Source organism: Flavobacterium sp., assembly GCF_044369455.1.
Taxonomy (GTDB): domain Bacteria; phylum Bacteroidota; class Bacteroidia; order Flavobacteriales; family Flavobacteriaceae; genus Flavobacterium.
The window spans coordinates 13,529-28,771 of sequence record NZ_JBIPLW010000004.1; the positions used below are offsets into that span (position 1 = coordinate 13,529).

Annotated in this window: 9 protein-coding genes; 8 read left to right on the plus strand and 1 reads right to left on the minus strand. The window is 34.0% G+C overall.

The features are described from left to right. Window positions 1-70: 70 nt before the first annotated feature. Complete coding sequence (locus ACIQ2L_RS05065) at window positions 71-3,742, minus strand: beta strand repeat-containing protein (RefSeq protein ID WP_396157027.1); 3,672 nt, start codon at window positions 3,740-3,742, stop codon at window positions 71-73. 616 nt (window positions 3,743-4,358) lie between these two features. Here ACIQ2L_RS05065 and ACIQ2L_RS05070 point away from each other — a divergent pair. The 8 genes from ACIQ2L_RS05070 (at window position 4,359) to ACIQ2L_RS05105 (ending at window position 14,718) form a co-directional block, all read left to right on the plus strand. Continuing rightward, entirely contained in the window at window positions 4,359-4,754 is a 396-nt protein-coding gene (locus ACIQ2L_RS05070; RefSeq protein ID WP_396157028.1) for a hypothetical protein, read from the plus strand. Window positions 4,755-4,875: 121 nt separating this feature from the next. Further along, window positions 4,876-6,921, plus strand: coding sequence for a M3 family metallopeptidase (locus ACIQ2L_RS05075; protein WP_396157029.1), 2,046 nt, complete (start codon window positions 4,876-4,878; stop codon window positions 6,919-6,921). 164 nt (window positions 6,922-7,085) lie between these two features. After that, entirely contained in the window at window positions 7,086-8,480 is a 1,395-nt protein-coding gene (locus ACIQ2L_RS05080; RefSeq protein WP_396157030.1) for a rhomboid family intramembrane serine protease, read from the plus strand. 584 nt (window positions 8,481-9,064) lie between these two features. Further along, entirely contained in the window at window positions 9,065-9,628 is a 564-nt protein-coding gene (locus ACIQ2L_RS05085; RefSeq protein ID WP_396157031.1) for a hypothetical protein, read from the plus strand. Window positions 9,629-9,860: 232 nt separating this feature from the next. Further along, complete coding sequence (locus ACIQ2L_RS05090; RefSeq protein ID WP_396157032.1) at window positions 9,861-11,363, plus strand: DUF1254 domain-containing protein; 1,503 nt, start codon at window positions 9,861-9,863, stop codon at window positions 11,361-11,363. Window positions 11,364-11,448: 85 nt separating this feature from the next. Further along, window positions 11,449-11,829 (plus strand): lipocalin family protein, encoded by a 381-nt coding sequence (locus ACIQ2L_RS05095; RefSeq protein ID WP_396157033.1) that lies wholly within the window; start codon window positions 11,449-11,451, stop codon window positions 11,827-11,829. A gap of 131 nt (window positions 11,830-11,960) precedes the next feature. Next, window positions 11,961-13,115 carry a hypothetical protein gene (locus ACIQ2L_RS05100; RefSeq protein ID WP_396157034.1) on the plus strand — a complete coding sequence of 385 codons (1,155 nt, stop codon included), beginning with the start codon at window positions 11,961-11,963 and terminating at the stop codon, window positions 13,113-13,115. A gap of 139 nt (window positions 13,116-13,254) precedes the next feature. Next, entirely contained in the window at window positions 13,255-14,718 is a 1,464-nt protein-coding gene (locus ACIQ2L_RS05105; protein ID WP_396157035.1) for an FAD-dependent oxidoreductase, read from the plus strand. The last annotated feature ends 525 nt before the right edge of the window (window positions 14,719-15,243 follow it).

Genomic DNA, 15,243 nt, shown 5'->3' on the forward strand with positions numbered 1-15,243 from the left:
CTTCTCAAAGTATACTAAACAAAAAGACCTTCAAATATTTTTGAAGGTCTTTTGTCTTTTAAAAGTATGACTATCTAATTTGTTGTACTTCAAAAAAGGTCTTCCCAACAAAACCATTAATTTGAACACCTGCAATAAAGTTTTTTACATGAATTTCTACAGTATTTCCAACGGCCAAGTTAACAATACAATTTATGTTGCGACATACTTCACCAATATTGGTATGATTTCCAGAAGTTTCTTGATATAAGGTACCATTTACAAATACACCAATAGCATATTGCTGCGTATTGCTTTGGTCATTGGTATGAAATCCAGCATTAATTTGGTAAAAACCCGCTTTAGTAGCAGTAAAAGTCCCACCCGTAAATTCTGAACTGGTATCAAAAACTTCATTCGGAAAGTTGATTTTTTCCCAAGAGCCCGGAGGAAATGGTGCCGTTAACACCTGATTTGTGCCTCCAAGGTTTGTTCTCACCATAGATAAAGTGTTTAATGGATTTTGAACCCAAGTACCATTTCCTGTTGCATCACTTTGTAGTATAAAATTAGCCGATGCGCCTGTTGGCATTTGGAAATTAGTTGTTGAAGTTTTACCTGCAACAGTAACAGTTGTTCCGTCATCGGTTACTATACCATCAACAAGAGTGGTTCCGTTCCATTTTGGAATTCTATTATTTGTTGCTGAAGAAACTTGTGGGTCAGTTTCAACAGAAGCTGCGGATTGCCATGTAAGAACTCCTGCTGCATCAGTTTGCAATACCTGACCAACAGTTCCTCTTGCAACCGGAAATACATATCCTGTGCCAGCTGGATCACCAATTTGAAAAGTACTGTTAGTTCGCAATATTCGCGCTGGACTAAATTCACCATAAATTAAGGAAGTGCTAGCTGTAGTTGCTGAATTAGAAATATATAATTTATTTGAGGTATTATCAGTTGAACCCGCCAGATTTCCAATAGCTACGCTATTCCCTGACGAAATATTACCAGCTTGATGTCCTATAAAAGTGTTAAAAGAACCAGAGGAAGCGCTACCTGCCTGCATTCCAAGATATGTATTATTAGATCCGATTGAATTTCCGTTACCCGATAAAAATCCAACTGCTGTATTGAAGCTTCCAGATCCATTATTTTGAAGCGAAAAACTTCCAATTGCAACATTTTGTTGCCCTGAAGTATTTAACCTCATAGATTGTTGTCCAACAGCTACATTGTCAACACCAGTACTAGCTCCATTATCGCAACCTAATGCCCTAAAGCCAATAGAAGTACAATTATTTCCCCTATTATTTCTTGAAGCTAAAGAACCAATTGCCACATTTTGGTTTACATTTCCAGCAGAGTTTTCCATTGCATTATAACCTACAGCAACATTATTTTGGGCTGCAGCATCATTTATAAATCTAAGTGAATTACTTCCAACAGCAGTATTAAATGATGCAGAAGTAACACTTGATCGCAAAGCATTTCTTCCTATAGCTGTATTCTCAACACCTCCATTAGATGTAAGTAAAGCTTCACTACCAACAGCGGTATTATTCCCTACACCGGTTGTATTTGTAAGCAATGCATTATAACCAACAGCAACATTATTTAGACTCGTTGTATTAGCTGCCAAAGCAGATGCACCAACTGCTGTATTATTTGTAGCAGTATTGGCTGCCAAGGCACTTGAACCAACAGCAGTATTGCCAGGTGCAGTTGTATTAGCAGCCAAAGCACTTGCTCCAACAGCAGTATTTCCCGTTGCTGTGGTATTAGCGCCTAGAGCAGACAACCCAATGGCTGTATTACGAGTTCCTGTTGTATTGGCAAATAATGCTACGTGACCAACAGCTGTATTATCACTTGCTGTATTAGTGTTTAATGCACTTGTACCAACAGCAACATTATTAGCTCCACTAACATTATTTAACAGTGCATTAGCACCAACACCAACATTAAATTGTGAAGTAGTTTGAGCACCTAATGATCCTGAACCTACAGCAACGTTAAAACTACCTGTAGTGATTGCATCTGCTGCCAATGAACCAATTGCTGTATTACTGCCACCTCCGCCATTTGCTGATGTTAAGGCATTAGTTCCAATCGCTGTATTATTACCCGCAGTGGTTTGAGCAGCCAAAGAACCAAACCCTACAGCAGTATTATTAACTGATGTCGTATTTGCTGCCAAAGCACTAGAACCAACAGCTGTATTTGCAGTTCCTGCTGTATTTGCCGCTAAAGCACTGCTGCCCACTGCGGTGTTACCTATTGCGGCAACATTCACCGCTAAGGCATTCACCCCAAAGGCAGTTGTTCCAGCAGCGGTATTTAGATTAGCAGAAGCTAATCCAAAAGAAGTGCTCGTAGCACCTATTTTTCCTGCGGCTAAATTATTTCTTCTAAAAGCAACATCTACATCATCTGTGGTTCCTAAAAAATTTGTGGTGCCCGATAAACCTGAATTTCCTAATACACCCCAATCGGTGTTAGGATTACCTGTAGCTAGTCTAATCCACAAACTGCCGTCCCAATAATAATATCCGGGCGATACTTGATTGGGTCCAACAGCAGATGTAGCAGAGTTGTACACCAATTCAGATACAGTAGGTGTAAGTACAGTCGCAACATTTGTAGCAGTTAAAGCCACTCTTGGAATTAATACTCCATCGGTAGTAGAAGTGATATCCAAAGCTCCCTGAGGTGCTGTTACATTTATACCGATAGTTCTACTAGTGTTTACACCAGCCGTGAGTACGCCGGCCATACTCCCAAAAATTGTATTTCCTATATTCAATTGGTCACTTCCCGTTACAACCGGAGCAACAGTATTAGCTCCAATCATAATATTGTTGGAACCAGTGGTTAAGGCTGTACCAGCATCAAAACCTATGGCTGTGTTATTGGAACCTGTACTTGAACTTAATGTTCTATATCCAAGAGCGCTATTGCCCGTTCCTGCCACGTTATTTCTTAAAGATGAAAAACCTACCGCAGTATTATTATTACTGTTAGAGGATGTTAATGCCTGTCTTCCAATAGCAACATTATTAAAACCAATAGAATTTGAATATAGACTTCCTGAACCCAATGCAGTATTAGCATTACCAGTAGTATTTGAAAACAAGGCAAATTCGCCAATACCTGTATTTAGTCTACCCGAAGTTAATCCCGGCATAACATTTACTCCAATAGCAGTATTTCTAACACCAGATTGTGTTGCAAAATTTAAAGTTGGATTTAATAACGAATTAGCTCCAAATGAAGTATTACCATTAATGAAATCAAAAGACCCATCATACGTTGGATTACCAATAAATCCTCCTCTTATTGCGTTCCTTCTAAAAACCAAATCAACATCATCCGTAGTGCCTAGAAAGTTTGTAGCAGGCGCAGTTCCTGCATTGCCAATTAAGCTCCAGTCTGTTGATGTTCCTGAAGCTAATTTTTGCCAAACAGTACCATCATAAAAATAAAACCCCACAGATGTCACATTAATTGTTGTACCAAGGGCGCTGCCAGTTGCTACTTCACTTACATAAATCAAAGTTGAAGTTGTAGTACCGGTCATACTTTGAGCTCGTTCCCGAGTAACCCTAGGTATTAAAATACCATCAACGGTAGTTCCCGTTCCTGTTGGGTTTACAGCAGTAACATCGAGTGTACTTGCCGGAGCAGTTGTACCAACACCAACTTGAGCAATGCTACTGTATGAAGTAAGTAAAAATAAAGATGAAAAAAAAAATAATTTCATGTAATTTGATATAAAGTAATAAAACTTATGTTTTTATTTGGAGTTTGTAGGTTATCCAATTTATAAATAGGCATAGATGAAATTCAGGACATTAAATGTACATAACTATCAAACTAAAAACAGCACCCATTTGTATATAATAACTATACAAAAAAATAATAATCATTACTACTTGAAATAATCTACAGTACCCTATTTACAAAGGATTTTTTTGTTTAGTAAAACAAAAATCAAAATTAGGAATAGTTGTATTTGTATTGTTGATGTATAGTTTTTCTATGCAATAATTTTATCTAAAATAGATAAAAAATAAATAGGTATCACATTTTTTTATATAAAAACATAATTTCTTTATAAAAATATAATTAGAAAATAGGAAAAAATAACATGAAGATAGTAATTAAAATACATCTAATGCACCTTTAAATAAAGTATTATCAAGAAAATACCTTTGTTTTATTTCAGCATTCTTTTTGCAACGATAACAGATACATTTTTTGATATATACGTTATTAACATTATTGATTTTTAAATAGTTAATAATTAATACTATGGAATTTTAACAGTTGTTTAATAATTTATAATTTTATTACACTAACCAATTAAATTATTAATTATGAATGTAAAAAACTTTATTGTCGGTGGAATTGTTGGCGGAATTGCTGATTTCCTTATGGGATGGCTGATTTGGGGTATCTTACTAAAAGATACTATGCCTAAACCAGAAGGTGCAGGACCAGAAAACATGATGTTCATTTTCTTAGGTTGTATGTGTTTTGGGTTCTTGGTTTCGTATGTGTTTTCGCAGGGTGAAGGAATCTCCCAATGTGTTGCCGGAATAAAAATGGCTGCAGGTATTGCTCTTTTTATGAGTTTATGCAATAATTTCTTTTACAATATGTATAAAGATGCCATTGATATTAAATTGATGGGAATAGACGTAGTTGCTTCTGCAGTAATTGGGTCTGTTGTTGGTGCGATTGTAGCAGTTGTCAATGGTAAAATGAAATAAAGTATTCCATTTTCATAATAAAAAAACGCTCGTGAAATTATTTACGAGCGTTATTTTATTTTAGCTAATATAGCTTAACTTTGAAAAATATAAAAAAATTATCCAAAAACGTATCTTTATTATGAAACTAAACTATGTTATTTTCTCAGTGTGTTTTGTAGCTATTTTCAACTCCTATTCACAATCAAATGAGAACATCTCTAAAAACCCTTTTCTAGTAGACCTTAATGTTCCTGTGATGTATGCCGCCGTTACTCCGAAAGACGTAACCGATTATACCAATAACACAATTGGTCAAGTTTCTAAAAGTATTATTGAAATAAAAAAACAACCAACGGTGACATTTTCATCTATTTTTGAAGCTATGGATGTTGTTAAAAATAAAATTAACACCACAAGTAACAATTGCTTCATGCTATATTGGGTAGCTACTGATTCAATCATCAGAGCAAAAGGGTTATCAAATTATCAATTATTAGATTCACTCTCTACAAGCATCAATTCTGATAAGGAACTATATTCCAAAATGCTAAGTTTTAAAGCGTCTCCTAGCTACAATTTGCTTAAAGGAAACAGGAAAAACTTGGTGGATGATATGATTCTTAGTTTTGAACGCTCTGGAGTTAATTTGGACGAAAAGGAGCTTCAGAAATTTAAAAATCTATCGACAGCGATTAGCGAACTTTCTACAAACTATTCTAACAATATGAATTCATCAAAAGATGTTTTAACACTTGATGAAAAAGGAGTGGCTGGACTTCCTGAAGGGTTTAAAACCAATTACAAAGTAGCTGAAGGTACCTATGAAATTCCAATTATAAATGCTACCAATGAAACCGTAATGGGAACTGCTACTGAAGCAGCTACACGAAAAGCCTATTTTATCAAGTTTACAAGTAGAGCGGCGGAAAAAAACTTAAGCATTTTAGATAGTTTGGTTAAAAAGCGTGATGAGTTGGCAAAAATAATGGGGTATCCAACTTATGCTTCGTATAGTTTGGTTCCAAGAATGGCTAAAGATTCTAAAACAGCATGGAGTTTTATTAATAACTTAGTTAGTAAAGTAACCGAAAAAGCAAAAGCCGATGTTATACTATTAGAAAATGAAAAAAAGACTGAATTAAAAAATCAAAATATAAAATTAGAACCTTGGGATATTGCATTTTATAAAACTCAAATTCAAAAAAAACAGTTCAATGTAAACAACGAAGATTTAAGATCTTATTTTCCAATGACAGAATGCTTAAATGGCATGTTTACTATATATCAAAAGCTTCTAGGATTTGAATTCAAAAAAGTACAAAATCCATCCGTTTGGCATGAAGAAGTGGAACTATATGAAGTGTATGAATCTGGAAAACTTAAAGGAAGATTTTATATGGATTTGTTTCCAAGACCTAACAAAGAAACCTGGTTCTATGGCGTAAATATTGTTTCCGGAAAAGGAAATGAAATACCAGTATCTATGCTTCTTGGGAATTTTACCCGACCGACAAAAACGCAACCTTCATTGTTAAGCCGAAAAGAACTCAATACCCTTTTTCACGAATTTGGTCACATCGTTAACATGATGTCGTATCATGGCGAATACTCTTCACAATCAGATTCTAAAGCCGACTTCACCGAATCAATGTCGCAGTTGTTCGAAAATTGGCTGGATGATTATGCAATACTAAGTTCGTTTGCCAAACACTATAAAACGGGCGAAGTATTGCCAAAGGCGACATTTGATAATTTACAAAAAGCAAAAAAAGTAGCTTCAGGATTGGGTACATTACAATCGCTACAAAAATGTTTGTATGATATGAATTTATATGACAAATACAATGCGAAAGCACCAGTTTCTTCAGATCAATTATGGAGAACTATTGATAAAGAATTGGGCGTATTTAACTTTTATGTAAACAATACCCACCCACAGGCTAGTTGGATCCATATCAATACACACCCAGTGTATTATTATGGTTACCTTTGGTCTGAAGTATATGCAAAGGATATGTTTACTGTCTTTGAAAAGAATGGGTTAACAGATACAAAAACGGGTATTCGTTACCGTAATATAATTTTAGCCAACGGAACACAGAAAGATATTATTCAAGCAGTAGAGGAATTTTTAGGAAGACCATCTAATAATAAATCGTATATCAAAAGTTTGGGGCTTGATTAAAATATTGCATGAATAACTACTTTCTCAAATTAAAATACATACTGCTCCCTTTTTTAGCATGCATGCTACTACTTATTATTGGGTATAGCTTTTGGAACTGGTTTCTATTCATTAAGCTCGATTGGATTAATTTAGATGACAGTATCATAAACATATTTATTCCTTTGGGAATTGCTGTTATTACTGCATTATTTTACATGAAACGCAGTATTAACCGATTGTATTTTAAAGACGATAAAAAACGTGATTTTATATATCTTATCGTAATAGTAGGATGGTCAGCTCCGTTAATAATCTCGCAAAACTATCTTACCTCAGCAACGGGAAGTATTACACATCTTCGAACAATAAGCGAAATCGACCAGTATCCCAAAACAAAATACTACACGCTTGATGACTATTATCTGCTAAAAAAAGATGTCAGTATAGAGCAAAATGCAGAAACAAGTGGGAAAAATAGCGAAAAGCTCAACTTTTACATTTATAGTGTTGTTCCAATAATGGAAACTTCACAGGATACGCTTGTTCATCAGACGCACTACTGGATGTGTAAACGTTATCAATATCAAATGAGTAATTACAAATCCGATGAAGAAAAAGTAACCGCATTTCAGGATTTTACTAAACGAAGTCAAAGTGAATTTTTTAAAGAACGATATAAATTTACTTATCTCGAAAGATTAAAAAATAGCAGTGATATAAAATTTTATACAAAAGCAACAGAAAAAAACAAATGGACAAGTAGTGATGAAAATATTTTATTAATTACAAAACAAGGGAAGTTTGATGACCGCAGTGGAAAATCATTGGTTTGGATATTTATATCTGCAGGAATAGCACTAGTAGTCTTACTCCTATTACTTCTGTGCTTCCGATTAAAAACACCAGAAGAATGGATTATCTACAATAAAAAAGTAGTACTTGAAAAAAGAAAATCATGGCGCCAAAAATATAGTTTTATAATTCCACAAGGAAACAATTTTGCCTCTCTAATACTAATTTACACTAATATAATAGTCTTTTTGTGGCTGATTTTTTCAGGATTAGGTTTTGTTAGCATGAGTGGACTTGAGTTGATTGAAAAGGGAAGTCTATATACTCCATATATAAAATTAGACGGTCAATATTGGCGTCTTTTTACATATATGTTTTTGCATGGCGGAATTATGCATATTCTCAACAATTTATTGAGTTTGTTCTTTGTGGGGATAATTTTAGAGCCTATAATAGGAAGATGGAAATTTATAACCGTTTACCTAATATGTGGGATTGGTGCCGGAATTACAAGTTTATTATGGCATGATGAAGTTAATACAGTTGGAGCATCGGGTGCTATTTTCGGCTTATATGGATTTATGATAATCTTAATACTAATGAAAGTAACTGACAAATCCATAAACAAAGCTTTTCTCTTTATTGGTAGTATTTCACTTATTATCTCTTTAATAATAGGCATGTTTGGTACTATTGACAACGCTGCTCATATTGGAGGTTTATTAACAGGTGGCCTACTTGGAATTTTGTATACTCCTATTTTAAAACAACAACAAGAAGAATAAATTATTTTTTGTTGTCCTACTTTTTACCTAATAATTCTATCTATGAATAAAACGTAACATAAATACTATGTGCTACCCAGAAATCCGTTGCCCGTTTGTTTAACGAAGAAGCATCCAAATTTGATGGTTCGAGGGCAATTAATAGTAACGCTTCATAGTAATTGGCTAGAGTTGCTGTTGGTAATGGAAAAATGCAGTAAGCATTTTATACTATGTAAAAACCTCGAGTTAGTTCTCGTGGTTTTTTTATACCCTTACGGTGGAGAACTTGTCGAAGCCACGTCGAGAAGTTGTCGAGGCTGCGTCAACAAAATGTTCAAGCTGCATCAATCCATTCCTAACCCATGGCAAGAAATGTGCTTGATTATACAAAAGGTTGGTTTTTTTGGAGGAGATGCGAAGAAAGGTGGGAGAAAATAGATTAAAATCTAGGAAGTTATTAACGATTGGTTGTAAGGATAAAAAGGTTTGAGTAGATTTGTGAGAGATAAAAATTCAAAATAATTGCTACTACATACCAATTAGCCGTCAGTTTGGCGGAACGAAATCGAAATCGAAAATTAAAAAACAAAATCAAACATTTTATGAAGAAAACAATTCTGACTCTAGTATTACTCAGTTTAACAATAACTGTAAAATCTCAAAGTACTAGTGTTGAAAAATCTGTATTTGGTATTCAAATAGGTTTATTTGGTAGTTGGGCACATAACGAAACGAAATTGACTAATCAAATTGCATTACGAAGTGAAATTGGACTTGATAGTGGAATTTGGGGCGGTGATTTTTACGACAAAATCGGGTTTTTAATGACACCAGTTATAACTGCCGAACCACGATGGTATTATAATTTGAATAAAAGAGTAAGCAAATCGAAAAGAATTGACGGAAATAGTGGAAATTTTGTTTCACTTAAAACAAGTTTTCATCCAGATTGGTTCGTAATTTCAAATTATGACAATGTTACTATTATTAGTGATATTTCAATCGTACCAACTTGGGGAATTAGAAGAAATATTGGAAAACATTTCAACTACGAAACCGGAATTGGAATTGGTTACAGATATATTTTTGCTAAGAAAGCAGGTTATTTAGAAAACGAAAGCGAAACAGCTCTTAATTTACACTTGAGAATTGGATATAGATTTTAAAAAAACCGAACGGCTAATAGCCGTTTCAAGAAATGGCGAAAAATGTGCAAAATTCACATTCTTCTTTCGCAAGAATTTTTATCTTAGTGGAAAATATGCCGTTACGAAGCTCGCAAATTCATTAATTGGCGGCACGTTAGTGGAAAGCCGTTAGGATGCCGCCGAATACATAAAAACTTAATACCTTAATAAATAGTCAATAAATAATTAATTAATAAGTAAAACGAAAGAAATGAAACACAAAACTAAAATTACAGGGTTACTATCTTTATTAATAGTAACAATTACTATCAGCTGCAATCAGAAAGAAAAAGTAGCAACTTCCAACACCGATAATACAGAGCAAAAACAAACAGGTGACAATATTGTTACACGATTTGGTGATTTAAAATTAGAAAGTGGTTATCCTTCAGAAGATGCTATTACAAAACTCTATGATGAAAGGGATTTTCAAAGGGCATGTCAGATACACACTTGGGCATTGCCAATGGTTGGCTTTCATGGATTGCACCTTGCTCAACGTGATCAACTTGGTATAAAAGACGGTGAGATATCGATGTTTTTTGACCTTAAAGATAAAAGTGGTATGCTTACACCAAACATTACAACGCTTTATGCATTTAGCTTTTGGAATTTCGACAAGCAAGGTGCATTCGTTATCGATGCACCAGCAGGATTAATAGCGGGTGGTCTTCTTGATCTTTGGCAGCAGCCCATTACAGATATTGGTCAAACCGGACCCGACAAAGGTGCAGGAGGTAAATATTTGTTTCTTCCTCCTGGTTCTAAAATGATTGCTGCTCCAGGTTACAGGGTTTATATTTCTCCTACTGTACAAGTATGGTTTGGCACCAGAGCATTGGATCCAAATCCAAAAATTGCTGAGGAGACTATTAGGAAATTTAAAATTTACAGTTGGAACGAGAGATCTAAGGCCACTGTAACCAATTTTGTCCCAGTAAATGGTAAAGCATGGACATCAGCACAACCTACTGATGCGAACTACTTTAAAATGGTCGCTGAAGCACTTGAACCAGAACCTATACAAACCCGTGACAGGGTTATTTATGGTATGATGGCTTCACTTGGAATTGAAAAAGGTAAAGCTTTTCAACCGGATGAGCGCTTGACCAAAATTCTTAACGAGGCAGCCATAGTGGGTGAATTGACCGCTCGGGCCAATGCTTATGAGAAAAGATTTGACGGATCAATTGTGTGGAAGGACAAGCATTGGGAGTATGCTAACATGGTTGAATTAAATCAAGAAGACAGTAATTATACCCAACTGGATCAAAGAGCTTCATGGTTTTATGAAGCCATTGGAAACAGCACAGGAATGCAAGGAAGAATATTAGGATTTGGTCAGGTTTATTTGGAAACTTCAAAAGACAAAGCAGGTAAATGGCTTGTGGGTTCAAAGAGTTACCATTTTCATGTACCGGCAAATGCACCAGTTAAACAATTTTGGTCAATTACATTATATGACAATGTTACAAGAGGACCATTGGTAACAGATCAAGGTTCTGCAGACATGTCTTCAAGAAAAGATATTGAGAAAAATGCTGATGGCTCCGTTGATATTTACTTTGGCCCAAAAAAACCTGCTGGCGCTAATAAAAATTATATTAAAACACTACCAGGCAAAGGTTGGTTTCCCTACTTTCGTTTTTACGGACCAACTGAAGCTTACTTTGATAAAACTTGGCAATTGGAAGATATTGAAGAAATAAAATAATGAAAAAGTTTAAATATATATTCAGGATTAATTCCCCCCGCTGCCGCACGAATCTTTCGTGTGGTATGCAACTAAAAAAATGAAAATGAAAAAAATACTAATTACAACACTTCTATTGCTATTTCTTGTCTTTACCGTAAAGGCACAAAAATCGCCTTTAATAATTGGAAAATGGGTATTTACTAAAGCTTTAAATAAAGAAGTTGATGCAGCAGGATTAGCCTATATGAAAGCTGAAGTAATTGGAAAATGGAAAATGGAATTCCTGCCTGATGGAAAATTTTACACTCATATGGCTGGTGAAAAAGAAAGTGGTGAATGGAAATTAAATACAGAGACTAATACGTTGGTAATACGTGGCATGGAAGGTGGTCCTCAACAATTCAAAATATTAAAATCAACCGAAAACGAATTATCATTAAAACTAGGATTAGGAGCGTTTTTATTAACTAGAATAATTGAATAAAGCAGCCCCAGCTACAGCATGACATGAGCGTAGCGACTGGCGTAGCGATGGGTTTGAGTAGATTTGAGAGCGATAAAAGTGCACTATATATGAGAATACACAAGTTAGTGACAATTTTTGAGAACCGAAAAATGAAACATATTTTAGTCATATTAACGACTTTTTTGACATTGGCTTGTAACGGACAAGAACCAAAGCAAGATAAATTTGCATTGACCGTTTCGCCAATTATTGACAAGACTGACAAAACCAATCAGACAATTATTGAAACTTTGACTGAATTTCTGAAAACCAAAAACATTTCATTGACAGAAAATAAATTTTGGGTTCAATCAGATTTTCAAAAGTTCATTTATCCATATCTTGACATTTATAATATTGAAAATTCAAAATATGGGAAAGATTTTTATCTACCGACTTTGGTGGAAATAATTCCAACAGAAAAACTAAATCAAAAAATACTAAAAATTGCTTTTATCGGACACAACAATGAAACGAAAGAAAATCAGTTAAAATCAATTTATAATCTTGTTGCAAACATTCAACAAGACAAAGTTTTGTTTAGCAGGTATTTGGACTTTTCAACTGAAAAATGGAAAACATTTAGCAGTGAAAGTATGACCTACATAGTATCACCAAACAAAATCATCAACTCAACTGAAATTGGTGAACAAAAAAAAGACATTGACAAAATTTGCAGTTTCTTTCAATGCAAACCAATATCAATAACCTATTATTCTTGTGTAAAACCGAAAGAACTTTTTGAAATCAAGGGTTTTGACTACAATCCAATGATGTATGTTGACAAAACTGGTGGACTTGCTGATTACGGAAATATTATATTTTCAGGTAATAACTCTGAAATTTATACACACGAAATAGTTCATCTTTATACAAGTAATCATTTCCCTAAAATTGACAAATTTATTGACGAAGGATTGGCTACATTGATGGCGGGAAGCGGAAAATATAGTTATGAATGGCACAGAAACAAACTTGACAAATTCCTAAATGAAAATAAAGATTACAATTTTGCGACACATACAGACGCATACGAAAGAAATTATTTTGAAAACGAAACCTCAATTCCATATTTAACTTCTGCCTTAATTTTGGAAAGGACATTAAAAGTCTATGGGAAAGGGAAGTTAATGGAGATGTTAAAGACTGAAAATGAACTTTGGACAACCTTAAAAACAGTAGGTTTGACAAAAGAAAACATAAACGAAGAATTACGAAAACAAATAAAACTGCCACTAACATCGATTTGGCAATATGGCGGCTGAAGTGCTAAATTCAACGACAGTTCTTCGATTGAACTTTTGTGCAAAACTAAACATTTGTGCTTCGATTTCCGCCACATCACCAAGCCGAAAACCGTTGTGTGCAATTTTACAACACGACCGAGAAAAACAAGACAAATAAATGAAGAAAAAGCACCTTTGGCTAATCGGAATTTTGGCAGTAATTATATTTCTAACTATACCTATTTTTCATATCCTAAAAACAAAATGGAATGAAAAAGAAATTGAAATTGAAATTCCAAAAGGTTTTACAAATGATGCAAGTCAATTGAACTTAACAAAAATTGACACAATTATTCAAGTTCCAAATGACAAAAAAAAGATTGAAATTCAACTCAAAAATGTCTTGAAATACGCAAAAGAAAATAATTTAAAAATTTCTATTGCAGGTGCAAAGCACAGTATGGGTGGACACACCATTTATCCAAACGGAATTGTATTAAATATGCTTCCTTACAAGCAAATGGAACTTGACACTTCAAAAAATATTTTGACAATTGGTTCAGGTGCATTATGGGAAGACGCTTTAAAATATTTAGACAAGTATGGAAAATCTATTGCTATAATGCAAGCATTCAGTTCGTTTTCTATTGGTGGTTCAATAAGTGTAAACGGACACGGTTGGCAAAAAGATGTACCACCAATTTCTGCAAGTGTAATTTCTTTTACTTTGATGAAAGAAAACGGAGAAATTATCAATTGTAGCAGACAAGAAAATCAAGAACTGTTTAAACTAGTTATTGGCGGATACGGATTGTTCGGTATTGTTTTAGATGTGAAGTTAAAAGTTGTTGAAAATGAAGCCTTGCGATATAAATACATTCGTTTAAGTCCTGAAAATTACGTAAACTATTACAAAAAATACATTTCAGAAAATCCAAATGTCAATCTTGTTTTTGGTAGATTACGGATTTCAGATAAACATTTTTTAGAAGAAGCAACATTAAATTTCTTTCAAAAATTTGAAGCAACTATTCCCGTTTTACAAAATGAAAAAAGCACCGAAGCGCAAAGATTAGTGTTTAGAGGAAGTGTAAACAGCGAATACGGGAAACGTCTTCGTTGGGATTTGGAGACCGGAATGAATAAAATTTCCAAAAACGAAATTTATTCAAGAAACGAACTTTTAAACGACCACGTTTCATTGATTGAAAATAAAGACACTTCTTCAACCGACTTGCTTCAAGAATATTTTATCCCGGAAAGGAATTTTAATCAATTCATTACGGATATGAAACCTATTTTAAAAAACTCAAAAATAGACTTGCTAAACATAACCATTCGTGGCGTTCATCAAGACAACGACAGTTATTTGAGTTACGCACGAGAAAATGTTTTTGGTTTTGTGCTCTTATTCAATCAAAAGAAAACAGACAAACAAGAAGCAGAAATGAAAAAGTTGACAAACCAACTTTTAGAAGTTACTTTGAAAAACGAAGGAACATATTATTTGCCTTATCGCTTACACATTGACAAAAACAAAATGAGAAAATCTTATCCAAAAGCAGACAAATTTTTTCAACTAAAACTAAAATACGACCCAACTGAACTATTTAACAACAAATTTTACGAACATTACAAATAAAAACAGCACACAACAGCGGTTTCCCCGCAACCGCATGACTTGAGCTTAGCAATGGAAGGAAATCGAGAACTCTTATGTAAACAGAAGCTTCTCGATTTGCTTCGCACCGTTCGGCTTTGCTTCGCTAGTTTCCTTACGCTCGGGTGCCGCGGGTCAATCCCAATCTCGTTTGCCAACGAGACGGGACACTCCTTTATATTTGTTTTAATAAATTTAGGCAAATTTAGAAATTATTTTTTTAAAGCAATAAAAGTCCTTTTTTGCTTATCTTTTTTTTTCTTTTTATTGTAGCAATAACTCCAGGTGTAAAAAAAATGTTTAACCTTGGTTTTAGGAGTAGCAAAATATGATGATGAAGTAATTTTGTTTTCAAAAATTATTTAATAGTCGCTACTTTTGTAAAAAAGTCTAAGGATTATTAATTTTGAATTAGCAAAACTTTTTTTCTGTGTAAATGATTTAAGTAAGATTCCATAACATCATTTTGCTAAAAACCGTTATGATTAATAAAAATAAAACAATTCA

Excerpts from the sequence above, each read along its gene's own strand:
- ACIQ2L_RS05100 (WP_396157034.1), top strand. The coding sequence starts at position 11,961 with ATGAAACATATTTTAGTCATATTAACGACTTTTTTGACATTGGCTTGT.
- ACIQ2L_RS05070 (WP_396157028.1), top strand. The coding sequence starts at position 4,359 with ATGAATGTAAAAAACTTTATTGTCGGTGGAATTGTTGGCGGAATTGCT.
- ACIQ2L_RS05105 (WP_396157035.1), top strand. The coding sequence starts at position 13,255 with ATGAAGAAAAAGCACCTTTGGCTAATCGGAATTTTGGCAGTAATTATA.
- ACIQ2L_RS05085 (WP_396157031.1), top strand. The coding sequence starts at position 9,065 with ATGAAGAAAACAATTCTGACTCTAGTATTACTCAGTTTAACAATAACT.
- ACIQ2L_RS05095 (WP_396157033.1), top strand. The coding sequence starts at position 11,449 with ATGAAAAAAATACTAATTACAACACTTCTATTGCTATTTCTTGTCTTT.
- ACIQ2L_RS05065 (WP_396157027.1), bottom strand. The coding sequence starts at position 3,742 with ATGAAATTATTTTTTTTTTCATCTTTATTTTTACTTACTTCATACAGT.
- ACIQ2L_RS05075 (WP_396157029.1), top strand. The coding sequence starts at position 4,876 with ATGAAACTAAACTATGTTATTTTCTCAGTGTGTTTTGTAGCTATTTTC.
- ACIQ2L_RS05090 (WP_396157032.1), top strand. The coding sequence starts at position 9,861 with ATGAAACACAAAACTAAAATTACAGGGTTACTATCTTTATTAATAGTA.